The organism is Streptomyces blattellae, assembly GCF_009709555.1.
Lineage (GTDB): Bacteria > Actinomycetota > Actinomycetes > Streptomycetales > Streptomycetaceae > Streptomyces > Streptomyces blattellae.
On the sequence record NZ_WJBG01000248.1, the window covers coordinates 25,856 to 44,089 of the forward strand.

At 72.3% G+C, this 18,234-nt stretch carries 16 protein-coding genes, 6 tRNA genes and 1 pseudogene; 9 read left to right on the plus strand and 14 right to left on the minus strand.

The window, feature by feature from the left end:
* Positions 1–104 precede the first annotated feature (104 nt).
* Together GFH49_RS36915 and GFH49_RS36920 are read right to left on the minus strand one after the other, a co-directional pair.
* Positions 105–176, minus strand: a tRNA-Val gene (locus tag GFH49_RS36915).
* A 78-nt stretch (positions 177–254) separates the two neighbouring features.
* Positions 255–707, minus strand: a complete 453-nt coding sequence (locus tag GFH49_RS36920; RefSeq protein ID WP_155060428.1) for a TIGR02611 family protein — start codon at positions 705–707, stop codon at positions 255–257.
* Positions 708–898: 191 nt separating this feature from the next.
* Between GFH49_RS36920 and GFH49_RS36925 the strand changes: the two genes are divergently transcribed.
* Positions 899–1,312: an SsgA family sporulation/cell division regulator gene (locus GFH49_RS36925; RefSeq protein WP_004002642.1), complete on the plus strand. Its 414-nt coding sequence runs from the start codon at positions 899–901 to the stop codon at positions 1,310–1,312.
* Between the two features lie 229 nt (positions 1,313–1,541).
* Positions 1,542–2,102: a CGNR zinc finger domain-containing protein gene (locus tag GFH49_RS36930; RefSeq protein ID WP_155060429.1), complete on the plus strand. Its 561-nt coding sequence runs from the start codon at positions 1,542–1,544 to the stop codon at positions 2,100–2,102.
* 251 nt (positions 2,103–2,353) lie between these two features.
* Here the strand turns inward: GFH49_RS36930 and GFH49_RS39605 are convergent, their stop codons facing one another.
* Positions 2,354–2,506: a hypothetical protein gene (locus GFH49_RS39605; RefSeq protein WP_167358920.1), complete on the minus strand. Its 153-nt coding sequence runs from the start codon at positions 2,504–2,506 to the stop codon at positions 2,354–2,356.
* Between the two features lie 154 nt (positions 2,507–2,660).
* Complete coding sequence (locus GFH49_RS36935; RefSeq protein ID WP_155060430.1) at positions 2,661–3,104, minus strand: hypothetical protein; 444 nt, start codon at positions 3,102–3,104, stop codon at positions 2,661–2,663.
* Positions 3,105–3,302: 198 nt separating this feature from the next.
* Between GFH49_RS36935 and GFH49_RS36940 the strand changes: the two genes are divergently transcribed.
* Positions 3,303–3,821: a DsbA family protein gene (locus GFH49_RS36940; RefSeq protein ID WP_196218256.1), complete on the plus strand. Its 519-nt coding sequence runs from the start codon at positions 3,303–3,305 to the stop codon at positions 3,819–3,821.
* A 22-nt stretch (positions 3,822–3,843) separates the two neighbouring features.
* On the opposite strand, the gene GFH49_RS36945 is transcribed toward GFH49_RS36940, so the two are convergent.
* Genes GFH49_RS36945 through GFH49_RS36955 form a run of 3 tightly spaced genes read right to left on the minus strand, consistent with a single transcriptional unit; the run spans position 3,844 to position 6,629 of the window.
* Positions 3,844–4,668 carry a GNAT family N-acetyltransferase gene (locus tag GFH49_RS36945; protein WP_155060432.1) on the minus strand — a complete coding sequence of 275 codons (825 nt, stop codon included), beginning with the start codon at positions 4,666–4,668 and terminating at the stop codon, positions 3,844–3,846.
* Between the two features lie 37 nt (positions 4,669–4,705).
* The gene (locus GFH49_RS36950; RefSeq protein ID WP_155060433.1) at positions 4,706–5,536 is read right to left on the minus strand and encodes an aminotransferase class IV; all 831 of its coding nucleotides are present in this window, start codon (positions 5,534–5,536) and stop codon (positions 4,706–4,708) included.
* 52 nt (positions 5,537–5,588) lie between these two features.
* Positions 5,589–6,629 (minus strand): chorismate-binding protein, encoded by a 1,041-nt coding sequence (locus tag GFH49_RS36955; protein WP_155060434.1) that lies wholly within the window; start codon positions 6,627–6,629, stop codon positions 5,589–5,591.
* Between the two features lie 177 nt (positions 6,630–6,806).
* On the opposite strand from GFH49_RS36955, the gene GFH49_RS36960 reads away from it, so the two are divergent.
* The 5 genes from GFH49_RS36960 (at position 6,807) to GFH49_RS36980 (ending at position 7,277) form a co-directional block, all read left to right on the plus strand.
* A tRNA-Gly gene (locus GFH49_RS36960) sits at positions 6,807–6,879 on the plus strand.
* Between the two features lie 39 nt (positions 6,880–6,918).
* Positions 6,919–6,992: transfer RNA gene (locus GFH49_RS36965), tRNA-Cys, on the plus strand.
* Position 6,993: 1 nt separating this feature from the next.
* Positions 6,994–7,065, plus strand: a tRNA-Val gene (locus GFH49_RS36970).
* Between the two features lie 34 nt (positions 7,066–7,099).
* A tRNA-Val gene (locus GFH49_RS36975) sits at positions 7,100–7,171 on the plus strand.
* Positions 7,172–7,205: 34 nt separating this feature from the next.
* Positions 7,206–7,277, plus strand: a tRNA-Val gene (locus GFH49_RS36980).
* A 53-nt stretch (positions 7,278–7,330) separates the two neighbouring features.
* On the opposite strand, the gene GFH49_RS36985 is transcribed toward GFH49_RS36980, so the two are convergent.
* The 4 genes and pseudogenes from GFH49_RS36985 to GFH49_RS40870 form a co-directional block, all read right to left on the minus strand.
* Entirely contained in the window at positions 7,331–7,621 is a 291-nt protein-coding gene (locus tag GFH49_RS36985) for a TFIIB-type zinc ribbon-containing protein (RefSeq protein ID WP_155060435.1), read from the minus strand.
* A gap of 80 nt (positions 7,622–7,701) precedes the next feature.
* Positions 7,702–8,643 (minus strand): phosphotransferase family protein, encoded by a 942-nt coding sequence (locus tag GFH49_RS36990; RefSeq protein ID WP_155060436.1) that lies wholly within the window; start codon positions 8,641–8,643, stop codon positions 7,702–7,704.
* Between the two features lie 560 nt (positions 8,644–9,203).
* Positions 9,204–9,413, minus strand: coding sequence for a hypothetical protein (locus GFH49_RS36995; protein ID WP_155060437.1), 210 nt, complete (start codon positions 9,411–9,413; stop codon positions 9,204–9,206).
* Between the two features lie 237 nt (positions 9,414–9,650).
* Positions 9,651–9,919, minus strand: a pseudogene (locus tag GFH49_RS40870) (DUF8836 family protein).
* 196 nt (positions 9,920–10,115) lie between these two features.
* Here GFH49_RS40870 and GFH49_RS37005 point away from each other — a divergent pair.
* Positions 10,116–11,552 carry a serine/threonine-protein kinase gene (locus tag GFH49_RS37005; protein WP_196218257.1) on the plus strand — a complete coding sequence of 479 codons (1,437 nt, stop codon included), beginning with the start codon at positions 10,116–10,118 and terminating at the stop codon, positions 11,550–11,552.
* An 81-nt stretch (positions 11,553–11,633) separates the two neighbouring features.
* Here GFH49_RS37005 and GFH49_RS37010 read toward each other — a convergent pair whose 3' ends face one another.
* From GFH49_RS37010 to cobT, 3 genes are all read right to left on the minus strand, one after another.
* On the minus strand, positions 11,634–12,452 hold the full coding sequence (locus GFH49_RS37010; RefSeq protein ID WP_155060439.1) for a TrmH family RNA methyltransferase: 819 nt from the start codon (positions 12,450–12,452) through the stop codon (positions 11,634–11,636).
* A gap of 64 nt (positions 12,453–12,516) precedes the next feature.
* On the minus strand, positions 12,517–13,749 hold the full coding sequence (gene cobA, locus GFH49_RS37015; RefSeq protein WP_155060440.1) for a uroporphyrinogen-III C-methyltransferase: 1,233 nt from the start codon (positions 13,747–13,749) through the stop codon (positions 12,517–12,519).
* 316 nt (positions 13,750–14,065) lie between these two features.
* The gene (gene cobT, locus GFH49_RS37020; RefSeq protein ID WP_155060441.1) at positions 14,066–18,046 is read right to left on the minus strand and encodes a nicotinate-nucleotide--dimethylbenzimidazole phosphoribosyltransferase; all 3,981 of its coding nucleotides are present in this window, start codon (positions 18,044–18,046) and stop codon (positions 14,066–14,068) included.
* Between the last annotated feature and the right edge of the window lie 188 nt (positions 18,047–18,234).

Consider the following 18,234-nt stretch of genomic DNA (forward strand, 5'->3'; position numbering starts at 1 on the left):
GAAGCGGCCCGCCGGGCAAGCTCGTCACGCGCGCCGCAGCCGCCCGGATGCGCGCATACGACGGCGGCCCGCCTGCTCTCTCGCAGACGGGCCGCCGGTCCCGGTGGGCGATACTGGGTTCGAACCAGTGACCTCTTCGGTGTGAACGAAGCGCTCTCCCACTGAGCTAATCGCCCGGGCGCAGGAAGAACATTACCCCATGTCAGGGGGTGCCTGTGACCTGCGACGAGCGGCCACCGCACCCCGTGCGGCGATCACTGGTTTTCGATGTTCCAGGGCATCGTGATGCCGAACCTCACCAGGTAGATACCGAGGATCACCCCGATGATCACGAGAGTGATCGCCGTCAGGATGATGTTGCGACGCCGCACCTTCGGGTCGAGCGCGCGTTGTGTCGCCTCGGTGACCTTGCGTTTGGTCCAGCGGAGCACCAGCTGAGCCCAGACGAACTCGGTCGCCCAGATCGCCATGCCGCCGAAGATGATCACCCAGCCCGGTCCGGGCAGGGGCAGCAGGATGATGCCCACGACCACGACCGCGAGGCCGATGGCGAAGATCAAGAACTGCCAGCTCAGGAGCAGCAGCCGGTGCTTCCTGATGAACTCCGGTGCCCTTGAGCCGAGCGACTGCCCGCTCTTCGCTCCGCCCGCCCTGGTCTCGTCCGCGGCCATGGCGACTTCGCCTGGCTCGTCACTCCCCGTGCTCATACGGCCAAACCCTACCGGAGAGATACCCGTCACCGGAATGGAGGTACCTCACGAACAGGTTCTCGGCCGGAAGAGTTACGTAAAGGCACGCAAAACACTCAGAGGGGTTTACAACGGCACCGTAGGTGGCATGTCGATTTCGCCGACGTGCGAATCCCCGAGCGCACACTGAGCGAAAGGCCCTGGCGCTTATGAACACCACGGTCAGCTGCGAGCTGCACCTGCGCCTCGTTGTGTCGAGCGAGTCCTCCCTGCCTGTCCCCGCAGGCCTGCGGTATGACACGGCCGACCCCTACGCCGTGCACGCCACCTTCCACACCGGTGCCGAGGAGACCGTCGAATGGGTGTTCGCCCGCGACCTTCTCGCGGAGGGCCTCCACCGGCCCACGGGCACCGGCGACGTCCGCGTCTGGCCGTCGCGCAGTCACGGCCAGGGGGTCGTCTGCATCGCCCTGAGCTCTCCGGAGGGCGAGGCCCTGCTGGAGGCCCCGGCAAGGGCCCTGGAGTCCTTTCTGAAGCGCACGGATGCGGCTGTGCCACCCGGTACCGAGCATCGGCACTTCGATCTCGATCAGGAGCTCTCGCACATCCTGGCGGAAAGCTAGGGCGAGGCTCCCGCCAAGCCGCCCGGCGCCGTCGACTCGGGGTGACGGCTCGGGCCAAGACAACCGCATATCGCATACAGCGGCACCGCCCGGCGCGTCCGGGCGGTGCCGCTGTATGCGTTGTACGGGGTCCCGGGGCCGTCACTCCGCTTCGGCGGGGGTCGGTCAGCCATTACCATCGGCCTGCATCGGCGGGCGTCTGCCCGACCCCCAGGCCAGGGAGCGAAACGTGCTGATCACCCACGACACCCGGTGCTCGCTGGACACCGTGGTGGATCTGGTGAACACCGCGGCGGAGGACGATGCGACGCCGGACGGGCTGCCGGATGTCGCCGCTCTCGAGGGTTTCGTACGAAAGCACGAAATCAGTGACATCGGGGTGCTCTCGGAGTTCGATCTCTCCGCAGTGCGGAAGATCCGCAGCCGGTTCGCGGGGATCTTCGCGGCACCGGATGCGCGGGCCGCGGCCGGGATGATCAATGACCTGGTCGCCGCCGCGGGCACGACGCCCCGGCTCACCGACCACGACGGCTACGACTGGCACGTGCACTACTTCGCCCCCGGCGCCTCCGTCGCCGATCACCTGGCGGCCGACTGCGGGATGGCGCTGGCCTTCTTCGTGGTGGCGGGGGAGCAGGAGCGGCTACGGCGGTGCGAGGCGCCCGACTGCCGGCACGCCTTCGTCGACCTCTCCCGCAACCGCTCCCGGCGCTACTGCGACAGCCGCACCTGCGGCAACCGTCTTCATGTCGCCGCGTATCGGGCACGGCGGAAAGAGGCTGCGGGCTGAGAGCGGGGGAGCACGCTCCGGCTGCCCGAATCAGCGATCGACCTCCAGCGGATGCCCAGGCGGCGCGTGATGCGCCCAGCGAGCCGATGCCCGACGGAAACGGTGGTCGGCCTCCGTGCACGTTCCGGCGGGGTGTGTCGCCCCCACGGATTCAGCGCACCGGACGGACAGCGCTGCGAGCGGGCAGCCATGCGGGCGGACAGCGATGCGACGTGGCCCCGGCGGGTGGCGCCGGGGACCACGGGTACGGCTCACAGCAACAGCAGGTCGTGCAACGCGGCCGTGAGCAGTAGACACCCGATCACCGCAAGGAAGATCATCAGCGGTGGCTGGGAAAGGGCGAAGAGGCATCCGCGCGGCTCGTCCTGCGGCGGCGCGGCCTCGCTCTGTGTCGTGTCCAGCATCTCGCGGCGATGATGGCGCAGGTGATGGCCCCGGCGCGATCAGCACGCCCGGAATGTACGGGAGTTCGCCGGATTCCGTGACGGCCGGTTCAGACCGTGATCGTTTCTGGCTGCGCGCCGGTCGACTGTGTCGTTTCAGTCCGGCAGGCCGCCGTCATATGCCGTGCTTCTTCAGGATGGCCTCGATGTCACTGAAGTCGTCCGCCTTGTCGGCACGGGGTGCGGTCGCGGGGCGGGTCGTCGAGCGGGACGCCGGGCCCAGGGAGGGCGCCGAGGCCGCCGGCGCCAAGGCGTCACTCTGTGCGGACCGGGCGGCGGCCTTGCGCTCCTTGCGAGTGCCGCCGCGGCGGCGCTCCACCGCGCGCGTCCCCGCGAACAGCACCCAGGACGCACCGAGCACGCCGAAGCCCGCCCAGGCCGTCGGACTGAACGCGGTGTCGGCGACCCAGTCGACGACCCCGGTCATCACCAGGCCGAGCGGCACGAGGGAGTAGGCCGCGATGCGGGTGGCCGCGAGGAAACGCTTGCGGTACGCCGTGACCGCCGCGATGCCCAGGCCTGCCGCGGCGACGGCGGAACAGACGGTCTCGGCAATCATCCGGCCTCCAGGCAGGGCTCGGTCGGGCACTTCGTACCTTCCATCCTGCACCGTCCGACCCCCGGCGTGCCATGGTCCGGGCGGACATCGGGGACATCTCCGGGTCGCCTCCTCCAAAAGTGCCGGCCGATGCCGCACGGCCCCGCGGCGTACGGGAGCCGATTGGGTCGTCCGCGCCGGGGCTGGGAGACTGTGACCATGAGCGACTCCCCCTCCCCCGCCGCCACACCCGTTCTCGACGTGTGGTGCGAGCTGCAGTGCCCGGACTGCCGTGGCGCACTGGACGATCTCCGCGCCCTGCGAGCCCGCTACGGCGACCGGCTGGAGCTGCGGTTGCGCCACTTCCCGCTGGAGAAGCACAAGCACGCCTTCGCCGCCGCGCAGGCCGCCGAGGAGGCGTTGGAGCAGGGGCAGGGCTGGCCGTACGTCGAAGCGGTCCTGGCCCGGGTCGAGGAGCTGGACCGCGAGGGAGAACCCTTCCTGGTCGAGATCGCGCGTGAACTCGGTCTCGACGCGGAGGAGTTGGATACCGCCCTGATCGACGGCCGGCACATCCTGATCGTCGACGCCGACCAGGCCGAGGGCAAGGCGATCGGCGTGACCGGCACGCCGACGTATGTCATCGGCGGTGAGCGGCTGGACGGGAGCAGGAGTCAGGAAGGGCTGCGCGAGCGCATCGAGGAGACCGCGGACCGGCTGCTCGCCGAGGGGGCCTGAGCCACGGGCTGACCACAGGGGCTTACAACAATGGCTTGTACAGGGCGTACAGCGTCGTCTCGTAGCCGAGTGACTCGTACAAGCGCTCGGCCGGGATGTTGCCCGCGTGCACGTTGAGTTCGACGGCACGCCGCCCGGCGGCGATCGCCTGGCTCTCCGCGAGCAGCATCAGCGTACGGCCGTGTCCGTGTCCGCGGTGGGCCGCCACGGCCTCGACGTCGAAGACGAACGCCTTGCCGTCCTGAAGGGCGATCCACAGGGTGCCCACGCCCACACCTTCGTGCTCCAGCACGCTGAACAGCATGTTCTCGGTGGTCAGGCCCTGTGGCAGGAGCTTCTCGTGATCGCGCCGCGACTTGGCGTACGCCTCGGCCTCGGGCATACCCCGCTCGGTCCACATGCGCGCGTACCGCTCGGCCTCGTGCTCGTGCCACGATTCGAACTCGGCCTCCGTCATGGACCGCGCCCGGCTGTCGGCGGGCAGTTCGGGCGGCGGGTCGCCGAGTTGCTTCCGCATGCCGCGGTTGCGCAGGACGTAGCCGAGCGCCTGGAAGAGCCGAAGCGCCGCTCCGGCGTCGGCGGGGACGCCCGTCTCGATCTGCTTGCAGCCCCAGCCGCGCGCCACCTCCTCCGCGGCGAGTGCGGCCACCGTCGCCCGGCCGCGCCGCCGGTCCGGCTCCTCGATACGCAGATCCAGGATGCGGGCCACCGTGTCACCGAAGGAGGGAGAGGTGCCAAGGCGCAGCCCGCCCACGGGACGGCTGTTCACGCACACCTGGTAGCGGCGTGAGCGCGTCCCGTCCGCGTGGTACTGAAGCGGCTCGGTCGGCCGCAGGGTCGTGGTCATCAAGGGTGTTCTACCCGCCGGGGCCGACCAGGTCAGCTCATTTTCCGAGGGGATCGACGTCGGCCCGGGACCGCTCGTCGAAGATCCGCATCGCCTTGGCCGTCACCGGACCGGGCACGCCCGCGAACAGCCGGTCGTCGACCCGGTGCACGGCTTGGACGTCCCGCAGGGTGGACGTCAGGAAGACCTCGTCGGCCCGTTCCACGACGTCCAGCGGCAGGTCGGTCTCCTTCGCCCCGGTCCACTCGATCGTCAGCGCGCGCGTGATGCCCGCGAGGCAGCCGGAGGCGAGCGGCGGGGTGTGGATCTCGCCGTCCAGGACGACGAAGACGTTCGACCCGGTGCCTTCGCAGAGTTGCCCGACCGTGTTGCCGAACAGCGCTTCGGAGGCGCCCTGTTGGCGTGCGCGGGCGAGCGCGACGACGTTCTCGGCGTACGAGGTCGTCTTCAGGCCGGTGAGCGCGCCGCGCTCGTTGCGGGTCCACGGCACGGTGACGACCGCCGTGGAGTCGGGGCGCCGGGTGGTCTCACCGAGGGCGACCACCAGGGTCGGTCCGTGTTCGCCGCGGTCGGAGCCGAGCGGTCCGTGACCGCCGGTACAGGTGATGCGCAGCCGGCCGAGCGGCATCGGATTCGCGTCGAGGACGGCGGCGCAGGCACGTCGTACCTCGTCGTGGTCCGGGTCGGGCAGGCCCAGGCCGCGGGCGGAGCGGGTCAGCCGGTCGAGGTGGCGGGTGAGCGCGAAGGGCTTGCCGTCGGCCGCCTTCACCGTCTCGAAGATGCCGTCGCCCACGGTCAGGCCGTGGTCGAAGACGGAGACACGGGCGGCCTCGATGTCCTGCAGACCGCCGTCGAGCCAAAGCTTCACTGGTTCTACCTCGCAAGCATGCGCACGTGTCTGGTCAGCCGGGGCCGGCGCGTCAGACTCCCGCTCCACTGTCCTCGTACGTTCCCGACGCTACCGCGAGCAGCCGGGACGCCTTCAGTTCGGTCTCCCGCCACTCCCCCTCCGGGTCGGAACCCCAGGTGATGCCGGCGCCCGTGCCGAAGCGCAGGACGCCCTCCGGCCGGTCGATCCAGAAGGTACGGATGCCGACGGCCAGCTCGCCTCTCCCCCGGTCGGCGTCGACCCAGCCGATGCCTCCGCAGTACGGCCCCCTGGGCACCGTTTCCAGCGCGTCGATGATCCTCAGCGCACTCGACTTGGGCGCCCCGGTGACCGAGCCGGGCGGGAAGGCGGCGGCGAGCAGCTCCGGCCAGCCGGCGCCGGCGCGCAGCTCACCGCGGACGATGGAGACGAGATGCACCAGGCCGGGATGGATCTCGACGGCACACAGATCGGGCACGGTCACGGTTCCGGTGCCGCAGACACGCCCGAGGTCGTTGCGCACCAGGTCCACGATCATCACGTTCTCTGCGTAGTCCTTCTCCAGGAGGTCCGCCTCGGTGCGTCCGGTGCCCTTGATCGGGCCGGACTCGACGACCCGGCCGTACCGGCGCAGGAAGAGTTCCGGCGAGGCCGTGGCTATCTCCACCCCGTGGGCGGGCAGCCGGATCGTTCCTGCATACGGTGCCGGATTGCCCCGGGCCAGCAGCGCGGTGAGCGCGTCCACGTCGGCGTCGGGCGAAACGGGGGCGGAGAGCACACGGCAGAGGTTCGCCTGGTAGACCTCGCCGGCCGCGATGTACTCGCGGACACGCCGGACGCCTGCCATGTACGCGGCGCGATCGAGGGACGACGTCCAGTCACGGGTCGCCGGTCCGCGCCACCGGCTCGGCACGGGGGCGGGCACGCGCTCGTGCCGTACATCGGCGAAGCGGGCGCAGGTCAGCCCGCCCTCGAAGTCCGCACAAACGGCCCAGAACCCGGCGGAGTCGAGAGCCGCGGGGTCGCTGGTGACATCGAGGAGGCCGGTGGCGACGCGGTCGCCGAAACGCGCGAGAGGCAGCAGGTCGGGCACGCAGTCGAGTCTATGGCGGGTCTCCCGCAGGTGGCCTGGCCATGTCGCTTCGGCTGCCCGGCCAGGTCCGCGGGCATGTGCAGCGCAGCACGCTGCACAAACGCGTTTTTGTACTGGCACCGGAATCCGCTAGAGTTCAACTCGTCGCCGGGCCGCGGGAGCGGAACGAAACGACAAGCGGACGTAGCTCAGTTGGTAGAGCGCAACCTTGCCAAGGTTGAGGTCGCGAGTTCGAGCCTCGTCGTCCGCTCGAAGGAACAGGGGGTCCGCCCGGACCCCCTACACTCCTGGTGGAGTGGCCGAGAGGCGAGGCAACGGCCTGCAAAGCCGTCTACACGGGTTCAAATCCCGTCTCCACCTCCAAGGACGATTAGCTCAGCGGGAGAGCGCTTCCCTGACACGGAAGAGGTCACTGGTTCAATCCCAGTATCGTCCACTGGATCTGCCGCTCGTGGGCACGATCCGGACCCGCGCGATTAGCTCAGCGGGAGAGCGCTTCCCTGACACGGAAGAGGTCACTGGTTCAATCCCAGTATCGCGCACGCAAGATCCACAGCCTCCGGGTTGTGATCCCGAGGACGATTAGCTCAGCGGGAGAGCGCTTCCCTGACACGGAAGAGGTCACTGGTTCAATCCCAGTATCGTCCACACGTCGAAGCCCCCGGCCGTCTCGTACGGCCGGGGGCTTCATCGTGGTCCGGTCAGCTGGAGAACAGCATGTGGCCGAAGCTCTTGTGACGCTTGTGGCCGTAGTGACCGCCGTGGTGGCCGCCGCCGTGCGGGGCGCCCCAGGCGGGCGCCTGCGGGGCGGGATACGCCTGTGGGGCCGGCGGGGGCGGTGGGGCGGGCTGGGACCACTGGGACTCCACGCGGGACAACGCCTCCAGCTCGCCGTAGTCGAGAAAGATTCCGCGGCACCCGCTGCACTGCTCGATCTGGACGCCGTTGCGGTTGTACGTGTGCATCGGCGCATGGCACTTCGGACACTGCATGGTCGGCTCAACTCCTCGCCGGTCGGTCCTGCTTCGTGTTTCGCCAGGACAGACTCTGTCCGGCTGCGGTCGGTTGCACACTACTTCGCCGAGTGTGGGCTCAACTGCGGTGGGGCGGAACTCATTCGGTCGCAGGCGTCTACGAGCGACTGCTCGACCTCGTCCAGCGGGCGGTCCGCGGCTGCCGCCTTGGCGATCGCGCGGGCGGCGGTGTGGACGGTGAGGGCGCGGGCGGGGACGTCCAGGGCCGGCCAGGGGTCGCCCTCGGCGGGGACGGCGGGGCCGCGGGCCGCGCGGTAGGCGGCCAGGAAGCGGGTCCATTCCCCGGCTGGGAGCAGGCCGCAGGCGTACCAGGACGCGGGGCGGGCGAGGTCCCAGGCGGGTATGCCGGTGCCGAGGTCGTCGACGTCGATGAGTCGCCAGGGGCCGTCCGGGGCGGGGTGGCGGACGAGTTGGCCGAGGTGGAAGTCGCCGTGGCAGAGGGTGGTGGTGTCCGGCATGGCGGTCTCGGCGCGGGCCCAGGCGGGCAGCACGGTCCACGCCCGCAGGACGGGGGGCGCGGCCGGGTGCGGGGCGAGGGCGCGGAGGCGGGCGACGGAGTGGGCCGCCTTGGCGGGGCCGCGCATGGGGGGCAGGGCGGCGGGCGCGGGGGTCTCGTGGAGGCGGGCGAGGAGGGTGGCGGCGGCTTCCCAGGGGGCGGTGTCGGGGTTCTCCGGGTCTACGGGGGTGCCGTACGGCCAGAACGTCACGACACGGCCGTGGAGTGTGACCGGAGCCTGTGTGAGTGGGGGCAGCAGGACGTCCGGGAGGTGGGTGGCGACGGTGAGGCGGGCGGTGAGGTCGGTGGGGGTGGCGTCGGGGGCGTGCGCCTTGGCGACGGTGTCCTCGTGCCGGACGACTGTGGCGTCGGAGCGGTCGGCGAGGGTGACGGCACCCACTCCGCAAGGGCAGGCAGGGGTACGGGCGTGGGCGGCGGCCCTCGCCTTCGCGGTGAGGGCGGGGAGGAGGGGGTTGGCGGTCACGAGGCCCTTTGCGTGTGCGGGTGGGAGGTCTGGTGGCGAGCGTACGGAGGGCTTGGCGGCCGGGGTGTTGCGGGGCCGGTACTCGGGTATGACGGGGCCGGTACTCGGGTGGGCGTGGACTGTGCCGACGGGGTGCCCGGCGTGGGGCTGGGCGGGGGCGGGTCACGCGGCCCGGCGCCAGCGGGGTGCCGCCTGCGCCCACCCTCCCCCATCGCCCCAGGCGGCACGCGTGCCCGCAGCTTGGCCGGACGGTAGCCCTCCGCCGGACGGCGTCGCATCGACGTCCGGATGGTGTGCGCCCCGGCGTGCGCCCCGGCCACGCGTGAGCCGGAGTCAGCCGCGTTGCCCCTCGCACCGCAACCATCGATTGAGATACCACGACGGCGAGGAACCACGTCCGCGAGAGCGGCGCCGGCTCAGGCGCAACGGCCAGCACAGCAATGCCGGCGCAGCTCCCCAGCTGCGCCGGCATTTGTGCCGTCCGCCGCACCCCCGTCCCCACGGGGTTTCATGGGTGGATGTCCCCGCCCGGACCGCTCTTCCGGGCCTGGGGTCGCCGCTCAGCGCCCCAGCATCACGCCCACGGACGACGCCTGTGTGGTCACTGTCTCCCAGCCGTCGAAGACGACCAGGAGCAGGACCGCCAGGGGAAGGGCCATCGCCGTTGCCACCAAGGGGTGGCGGCGGCCCTGGCGGCGGGGGTGGGACGCGGCGCTGTATGCCCTGCTTCCCTGCGTGCGGATCATCGTCCGCGGTGCCGTCTGGGCCATGGTCCCTCTCCTGACCGAACTCAGTTGTCGTTGGCAGCGGCGGGTGTCTGACCTCGGGGGACGAGTGCTGCACCCGCCGCTTGACTTCAAATCTAAGGGCGCGGCGGGCTGGGGGCGTCATGCCCTCGTACCGATTGCCGGGCCTCCCGGAGGATGAGCGGTTCCCGGTGGAGTACTCCCCAGGGTGGAGACGGAGTCGCGGGCCTCGGGGTCTCCCCGGAGGGGGTGCCCGCCGTGTCATGACTTTTCCGAGCTGTCCGCCCGGGGTGTCGGCTGTCCTACCAGCGCCAGAACCCGGTTGGCCATGAACCGGGCCGTGCGCACCACAGCCCCTCCCCCACTTGCCTAAAGGGCCTGGGGAACCCCCACCGGGTGACTTCGCTCACTTCCACGGCACCCCGGCGCACCGCGGTCTCCACTCGGCGGCCCGCCCTGCTCGCCACCGCCTCGTCTGTGCACGTCGTGTCCCCGGCGTCCACGACGATCTCCACGCGATCGCCCTTCACGGGTTCAATCGCCCTTCTGTGACGGGTTGTTGGCATCTGTACGCTCCCGAAGTCCGCCTGCCCGCACGTTCCCTGACCACCTTTCAAGTCTCCCACCCGGCACTGACAATCCATCGGGCCGAGAGGGCGCGGCCTCTGCGCGCAGGCGGCCGCGGAAACGTAAGCTGTGCGACGTCACAGGGACCGGGCAGCGGGGATGAACATGGCGATGATGCGCCTGAGGCGCGAGGACCCGCGCGTCGTCGGCTCATTCAGACTTCACAGACGGCTCGGCGCGGGTGGGATGGGCGTGGTCTACCTGGGCTCTGACAAGAAGGGGCAGCGGGTCGCGCTCAAGGTCATCCGACCGGATCTGGCGGAGGACCAGGAGTTCCGGTCGCGGTTCGCGCGCGAGGTGTCGGCGGCCCGGCGGATCCGGGGCGGCTGCACCGCCCGGCTGGTCGCGGCGGATCTCGACGCCGAACGTCCCTGGTTCGCCACGCAGTACGTACCCGGCCCCTCCCTGCACGACAAGGTCGCCGGCGAGGGGGCGCTGATTGCCGCCGATGTCGCCGCCGTCGGGGCCGCCCTGTCCGAGGGCCTGGTCGCCGTGCACGAGGCCGGGGTCGTGCACCGGGACCTGAAGCCGTCCAACATCCTGCTGTCCCCGAAGGGGCCGCGGATCATCGACTTCGGCATCGCCTGGGCGACCGGCGCCTCCACCCTCACCCACGTCGGCACGGCCGTCGGCTCGCCCGGCTTCCTCGCCCCCGAGCAGGTGCGTGGCGCCGCGGTGACGCCCGCCACGGACGTGTTCTCCCTCGGCGCGACGCTGGCGTACGCCTCCATGGGCGACTCGCCCTTCGGGCACGGCAGTTCCGAAGTGATGCTGTACCGGGTGGTGCACGAGGAGCCGCAACTGCGCGGCGTTCCCGACGCGCTCGCCCCCCTCGTGCGGGCCTGTCTCGCCAAGGACCCCGAGGAACGCCCCAGCACTCTCCAGCTGTCGCTGCGGCTGAAGGAGATCGCGGCCCGCGAGGCACAGGGGTTCGCCGAGGCGCGTCCACCCGCGCCCCGCTCCGGGGACGCGGACCGGCCCACCGGGCGGCTCGCCGAGACCTACCCCGAGCGCGGCCTCCTGCGGCGCCCTCAGGGTCAGCCCGGCCAGCCCGGACTGCCGCCGGGCACGCAGAGCGGACCGCCCGCGCCCCGGGGATCCGCCTCCGGGCCGCGCGGCCCTGTCACCGGGCGGAACACGGCGCCGTCGTCCCGGAACGGGATTCCGCAGCGGGGCGCCGGCACTCCCCGCGGTGCCAACGCCTCACGCGGCGGCGGCACGTCGGCCCCCCGGCAGGGGAGTCCGCGGACCATGCCCGCGGCACGGAACTCGACGCGCTCGGGCAACGGCAGCAGACCAGCGCCGCGAGGCGCGGGCGGTGGCAGCGGTCGTCCCGTTCCCCGGACCACGGGCGCCGGGCGACGGCCCGCCAATCCGCGGCTGCTGCGGCAGCGGCTGTTCGTGTTCGTCGTCGTGACCCTGCTGGTCGCGCTCGGCATCGCGGCGGCCCAGGGCTGCCAGGGACCCTCGCGGGGGCTCGGCGGTGACCGGGACGTTCGTACGACAGCAGGAGCGGGTGGCCGTACCACCGCATGAGCCGTCGTCGTCGGACGGGCGGCAGGTTGCGGGCGGCTCCAGGTCCTGATCCAGGCCCTGGAGCAGGACCTGGATCAGGACCTAGAGCTGAGGGCGGCCCGTGGCCACGGCGTAGAAGGCGACCGCGGCCGCCGCTCCCACGTTGAGGGAGTCCACGTCGTGGGACATGGGGATGCGGACCCATTCGTCGGCGGCGACCAGGGCCTGGGTGGACAGGCCGTCGCCCTCGGCGCCGAGCATCAGGGCCACCCGGTCCATGCGGTGCGGCGCGGCCTCGTCGAGGGTCTTGGCCTTCTCGTCCGGGGTGAGGGCGAGGAGGGTGAAGCCGGCCTCGCGGACCGACTCCAGGCCCTTGGGCCAGGTGTCCAGGCGGGCGTAAGGCACCGAGAAGACGGCGCCCATCGAGACCTTCACGCTGCGGCGGTACAGCGGGTCCGCGCAGTCCGGGGAGAGCAGCACGGCGTCCATGCCGAGGGCCGCGGCGGAGCGGAAGATCGCGCCGGTGTTGGTGTGGTCGTTGACGGACTCCATGACCGCCACCCGGCGTGCGGTCTGCAGGAGTTCGGTCGCCGTGGGCAGCGGCTTGCGCTGCATGGAGGCGAGCGCGCCGCGGTGCACGTGGTAACCGGTGACCTGCTCGGCGAGTTCCGGGCTGACCGCGTAGACGGGAGCGGGGAGTTCGTCGATGACATCGCGCATGACGTCGACCCACTTGGCGGAGAGCAGCATCGAACGCATCTCGTAGCCCGCGTCCTTCGCCCGCCGGATGACCTTCTCGCCCTCGGCGATGAACAGGCCTTCGGCGGGTTCGCGCTTACGGCGCAGCTCTACGTCGGTCAGGCCCGTGTAGTCGTGCAGGCGCGGGTCGTCGGGATCCTCGACGGTGATGAGATCGGCCACAGGGTGATACTGCCTTGTCGTACGTGCGGTGCCAACGGCTCGGGACGGGTTCTGTTACCCCGGGTTACGCGGGCGGGTGCGGGCCCACCTTGACCACCTCGCCGATGACGATCACCGCCGGCGGTTTCACCTCGTGGGTCAGCACCGTCTCGCCCGCCGTCGCGAGGGTCGCGTCCACCCGGCGCTGGGCGGCCATCGTGCCCTCCTGGATCAGGGCGACCGGCGTGTCCGGGGACTTGCCGTGGGCGATGAGCGTCTCGGCGACCTTCCCGATCGTGGCGACGCCCATGAGGACCACCAGCGTGCCGGTCAGCCGGGCGAGGGACGGCCAGTCGACCAGGGAGCGCTCGTCGTCGGGCGCGATGTGACCGCTGACCACCGTGAACTCGTGGGCCACGCCCCGGTGGGTGACCGGGATGCCGGCGGCGCCCGGGACCGAGATCGAGCTGGAGATGCCGGGCACGACCGTGCACGGGACGCCGGCCTCGGCCAGCGCCTGGACCTCCTCCATGCCGCGTCCGTACACGAAGGGGTCGCCGCCCTTGAGACGTACGACCGACTTGCCTTCCTTGGCGTGCTCGATCAGCGCGTTGTTGATGGCCTCCTGGGCCATGAACCGGCCGTACGGCAGCTTCGCCGCGTCGATCACCTCGACCGTCGGGGGCAGCTCCGCGAGCAGATCGCGGGGGCCCAGGTGATCGGTGATGACCACGTCGGCCTCGGCGAGGAGGCGGCGGCCCCGGACGGTGATCAGGTCCGGGTCGCCGGGGCCGCCGCCGACCAGGGCGACGCCGGGAGTGCGGGTGCGGTGGTGGGGGGCGACGAGGCTGCCGTCGCGGAGGCCTTCGACGACCGCGTCACGGACGGCGGCGGTGTGGCGGGGGTCGCGGGACTTGGTGTCGGTGGTGAGGATCGCGACGGTGACGCCCTCGCTGTGGCCGGTGGCGGGAGTCCAGGCCGTCGCCTGATCCGCGTCGTCGGAGCGGACGCACCAGACGCGGTGGCGCTCCGCTTCCGCCGAGGCGCTTTCGTTGGCCTCGTGGTCGCTGGTGGCGATGAGGGCGTACCAGGCGTCGGCGAGGTCGCCGTCGGCATACGGGCGCTTGTGCCAGGTGATCTCGCCGGCGTCCGCCATCGCCTCGACCGAGGGGGTCGCTTCGGGGGATACGAGGAGGATGTCGGCGCCGGCCGCGATGAGGGCGGGGAGACGGCGCTGGGCGACCTGGCCGCCACCGAGGACGACGACCCGGCGGCCGGTGAGGCGGAGGCCTACGGGGTAGGCGGGGTGTTCGGCCATGAGGGTGCGGCTCCTCTTTACGGCGGTGCGGTGGCCCTGACGTGCGGATTTTACGGGGCGGGCGGGTGTGGCGGGTCAGGTGTCCGGTGGTTGGGCTTCGTCGCCGGGTGCGGGTGCGTGGGTCCGTGCCCACCCGTGCCGCCCTGCGGAACGACTGCCCACAGGCCCACGGGCGGCTGCCCGGAGGCCCACGGGCGGCTGCCCGGAGGCTCAGGGCGGGCCGGCAACGGGCCCAGGGTGCTGGACCGCGGGCCCTCCCGTCGTCCCGCAGCCCCTCCCTCCCGCCGTCCTGCGGGATCTCCCCGTTCAGGAACCGCTACTTCTCGGTTACGCCCGCCGAGTCGAACGTCGCCACCTCGTGCATCGCCCGTGCCGTGCTCTGGACCAGCGGCAGGGCCAGGAGTGCGCCCGTGCCCTCGCCGAGGCGGAGGTCGAGGTCGACGAGGGGGCGGAGGCCCAGTTTGTTGAGGGCCGCCACGTGGCCGGGTTCGGCGCTGCGGTGGCCGGCGATGCAGGCGGCCAGGACCTCGGGGGCGATGGCGCGGGCGACCAGGGCGGCGGCGCCGGCGCTGACGCCGTCGAGGATGACCGGGGTGCGGAGGGACGCGCCGCCCAGCAAGAGGCCGACCATCGCGGCGTGTTCGAAGCCGCCGATGGCGGCGAGGACGCCGATGGGGTCGGCCGGGTCCGGCTGGTGGACCTCGATGGCACGGCGGACGACCTCGGTCTTGCGGGCCAGGGTCTCGTCGTTGATGCCGGCGCCGCGGCCGGTCACCTCGGCGGGGTCCGTGTCGCTGAAGACCGAGATCAGGGCCGCCGACGCCGTCGTGTTCGCGACGCCCATCTCGCCGGTGAGGAGCGCCTTGTTGCCGGCCGCCACCAGGTCGCGGGCCGTCTCGATGCCGACCTCGATGGCCTGCTTGGCCTCCTCGCGGGTCATCGCGGGGCCGGTCGTCATGTCGGACGTACCGGCGCGGACCTTGCGGGGCAGGAGGCCGGGTGTGGCGGGGAGGTCGGTCGCCACACCCACGTCCACGACGCAGACCTCGGCGCCCACCTGGCCGGCGAAGGCGTTGCAGACCGCGCCGCCGCCGAGGAAGTTGGCGACCATCTGGGCCGTCACCTCCTGGGGCCAGGGGGTGACTCCTTGCGCGTGCACACCATGGTCGGCCGCGAAGATCGCGACCGCGGCGGGCTCCGGGATCGGCGGCGGGCACTGCCGGGACAGGCCGGAGAGCTGGGCGGAGATGATCTCCAGCATGCCGAGGGCGCCCGCGGGTTTCGTCATCCGCTTCTGCCGCTCCCAGGCCTCGCCGAGCGCCTTGGCGTCGAGCGGTCGGATCTGCGCGACGGTCTCGGCGAGCAGGTCGTGCGGGTCCTCGCCGGGCAGGGCGCGGCGGCCGTACGTCTCCTCGTGCACGACCCAGGACAGCGGGCGCCGCTTGGACCAGCCCGCCTGCATCAGCTCGGGCTCCTCCGGGAACTCGTCGACGTAGCCCACGCAGAGGTAGGCGACGACTTCGAGGTGCTCGGGCAGGCCGAGGGTGCGGACCATCTCGCGCTCGTCGAAGAAGCTGACCCAGCCGACGCCGAGGCCCTCGGCGCGGGCGGCGAGCCAGAGGTTCTCGACCGCGAGCGCGGAGGAGTACGGCGCCATCTGGGGCTGGGTGTGCCGGCCCAGGGTGTGCCGGCCGCCGCGGGTCGGGTCGGCGGTGACGACGATGTTCACCGGGGTGTCGAGGATGGCCTCGATCTTCAGTTCCTTGAACTGCTTCGCCCGGCCCTTGGGCAGCGACTTGGCGTACGCGTCGCGCTGACGCATGGCCAGCTCGTGCATCGTGCGGCGGGTGTCGGCGGAGCGGATGACCACGAAGTCCCAGGGCTGCGAGTGGCCCACGGAGGGAGCGGTGTGCGCCGCCTCCAGGACGCGGAGCAGGACCTCGTGCGGGATGGGGTCGCTGCGGAAACCGTTGCGGACGTCGCGGCGTTCGCGCATGACCTTCAGGACGGCCTCGCGCTCGGTGTCTTCGTAGGCGGGCGCGGCCGGGCCGGTGGGCTCCGGCGCTCCTGGCACTACGGCCGTGCCGTCTTCGAGGTCGGCGGCCCGGGTGTCCAGATCCTCCGCGTGCTGTACGAGTTCGGGGTCGGGCTCCGCCGCTGCGGGCTCGGCGTCTCCGTCCCGCGGGGCGGGGACGACGACCTGGGGTTCCTGGTGGTCGTCCACCGGGAGCTGAAGGGCCTCCGGGGGCGTCGGCGCGAGGTGCGGGGTCGTCGGCACCGAGCCCTCCACCGGGACGAACTGGCCCACGGGCTCCTCGGACACACCGGCGACCGGGAGGGTGACCGTGGCATCGCCCCCGTGGTCGGGGGCGGCGGGCGCCTCGAACTGCGCCTGCTCGTCGACGGGTTCGGCCGGGGCGACGTCCTCGGCGGCGAGCGGCTGAGCCTCCTCCGCGTCATTCGTCGGCGTGCCTACGGCCATGCCCTGCGCCTGCGCCGCCACGGCGTCCGGCGTCTCGACGGGGGGCACGTGCGGGGCCGCGTGCTGCGGGCCCTGCGTGTGATGCACGCCGGTGACCGGGTGCTCGTGCCGGGCCGGCGCGGGGCTCTCGACGTCGGCGGGCCGGAGAGGCTGTGCAGCATCCGGTGCCGCCGGGAAGGGCACGGCGGATTCGGGGGTCTGCGGCTCGGGCGCGGACATGGCCGGGGCGGGATCCGACACGGGCTCGGGTACGGCCGGGTCGGGGGCCTGCGGGGTCATGGGGGCGGCGGGATCGGGGGCGTGTGGCGGCTCCGGTACGGCCGCGTCCGGAGCGTGCGCGGGCTCCGGTACGACGGCTGTTTCCGCGACGGGCACGGCCTCGGGGTCGGGGTCGGGGTCGGGGTCGTTCAGGGTGTCTGCGGCAACGGGGGTCTGACCGGCGTCCGGGGCTGGGGCGGCGACCTCTGCGGGGTGCCCGGCGTCCGGGGCGGTTACGGTCAGCGGGGCCTGAGCGGCATCCGGGGCAACGCCCGTGCCGGGCAAGGGGTCCGCTTCGGGAGCGGTTGAAGCCTCGGCCACCTGCCCTGCGCCCGGGATGACGGGGCTGGGGGGCGCCTGCCCTGCATCCGGCACCGCGGCACCCTCAGGCGCCTGCCCTGCATCCGGCACCGCGGCACCCTCAGGCACCTGCCCTGCGTCCGGCGCCGAAAGGCCTTCGGCCACCGGACCGGCGTCGGAACCGGCTTCGGCTTCGGCTTCGCTATCGGCTCCGGCACCGCCCGCGAATCCGGCCCCGGCCCCGGCCCCGGCCCCGGGAGCCTGCCCGCCCTCCGCTACGAGCGCGGCGCCTTCCGGCGTCGTCCCCGCTTCGGAAGGCGAAGTCCCGGGCACCTCGCCAAACGAACCAGCCGCGTCCGCGGGCGCCTGCCCGGCCTCCGGCCCGACCGCGCCCGCCGGAACCGCCGGAGCTGTGGGAGTCGGAGCACCGTCCGTCCCCGACACCCCACCGGAACCCGGCACTCCCTCTCCGCCGTACGACGCCTCGCCGTCCTGCGCGAACTCCGCGCCCTCCGCGCCCTCCGCGATGAGCGCGCCCTCGGCATCCTCGGCGCCCTCCACACCGTATGCACCCGCACCCATCTCTGCCTCCGCCGTCCCCGGAGCCGCCACCGCGACCGCCTCTGTGGCGAGCCGGGCTGCGGCGGCCTGGGCTGTGCCCATCGGCTCGGCGACGGGCTCGGCTGTCGGGACAACCGTTTCCGCAGGGGAGGCCTCGGTGTGCACCGGGGCCTGTACCGTGCCCGGCGCGGGGGCGCCCCAGGGGGACGCGCTCTGGGGGGCCGTCTCGGCGAGTTGCGGGACGTCGAGGTACTCGGGACCGGTCGGGTACGGGCCGGGGCGGCCGGCGGGCGTGCCCGCGGGGCCGCGGTCGGCGAGGGAGCGGACCGGGCTGGCCGACTGGTCGGGGATCGGCGGGCCGAGGTGCAGCGGACGGCGGTGAGCGGTCGCCGCCGGGGTGGACGGCGGCGTCGGGGTGGGCAGGCGGACGCCGCCCAGGTCCACGTTGCCGCTGTCGCGGCCGGCGGTCTCGTGCGGGCCCGGTTCGTGGACGGCCTCGACGACCGGCTCCGGTGCGGGCGGCGGAACCTCGTTGCCCCATGCGCCCTGGGCGCCCGGCAGCAGCAACAGGTCTTCGTCCTCGGCGGTGGTCTCGGAGAGGTAGGTGTACGCACCGTGCGCGGGGGCGCCCGGCTGCTCCACCATGCCTGCGTTCTCCGGCAGCCCCTCGCCCGGGACCTGGCCGGTGTCGGTCATGCGTACCCCTCGCCCATCGGTTAGTGCTTCTACGACCTGCTCACCGGGGACGGCGCACCGACCGCCCCCGTAGTGAAGAACGAGCGTGCGTGCCCAGCGGCACGAACGACCCGTCGGCAAATGACGACAAAGCCATTAACTGGCATTGTCGCGGCCGTTCCCCCGTCGCGACAGCATGATCCGCGACG

Bases quoted from the DNA above. Each gene is read 5' to 3' on its own strand.
- GFH49_RS39605 (WP_167358920.1), bottom strand. From the start codon at position 2,506: ATGCTGGACACGACACAGAGCGAGGCCGCGCCGCCGCAGGACGAGCCG.
- GFH49_RS36945 (WP_155060432.1), bottom strand. From the start codon at position 4,668: ATGACCACGACCCTGCGGCCGACCGAGCCGCTTCAGTACCACGCGGAC.
- GFH49_RS36995 (WP_155060437.1), bottom strand. From the start codon at position 9,413: ATGGCCCAGACGGCACCGCGGACGATGATCCGCACGCAGGGAAGCAGG.
- GFH49_RS36985 (WP_155060435.1), bottom strand. From the start codon at position 7,621: ATGCAGTGTCCGAAGTGCCATGCGCCGATGCACACGTACAACCGCAAC.
- cobT (WP_155060441.1), bottom strand. From the start codon at position 18,046: ATGACCGACACCGGCCAGGTCCCGGGCGAGGGGCTGCCGGAGAACGCA.
- cobA (WP_155060440.1), bottom strand. From the start codon at position 13,749: ATGGCCGAACACCCCGCCTACCCCGTAGGCCTCCGCCTCACCGGCCGC.
- GFH49_RS37005 (WP_196218257.1), top strand. From the start codon at position 10,116: ATGAACATGGCGATGATGCGCCTGAGGCGCGAGGACCCGCGCGTCGTC.
- GFH49_RS36925 (WP_004002642.1), top strand. From the start codon at position 899: ATGAACACCACGGTCAGCTGCGAGCTGCACCTGCGCCTCGTTGTGTCG.
- GFH49_RS36940 (WP_196218256.1), top strand. From the start codon at position 3,303: ATGAGCGACTCCCCCTCCCCCGCCGCCACACCCGTTCTCGACGTGTGG.
- GFH49_RS36935 (WP_155060430.1), bottom strand. From the start codon at position 3,104: ATGATTGCCGAGACCGTCTGTTCCGCCGTCGCCGCGGCAGGCCTGGGC.
- GFH49_RS36920 (WP_155060428.1), bottom strand. From the start codon at position 707: ATGAGCACGGGGAGTGACGAGCCAGGCGAAGTCGCCATGGCCGCGGAC.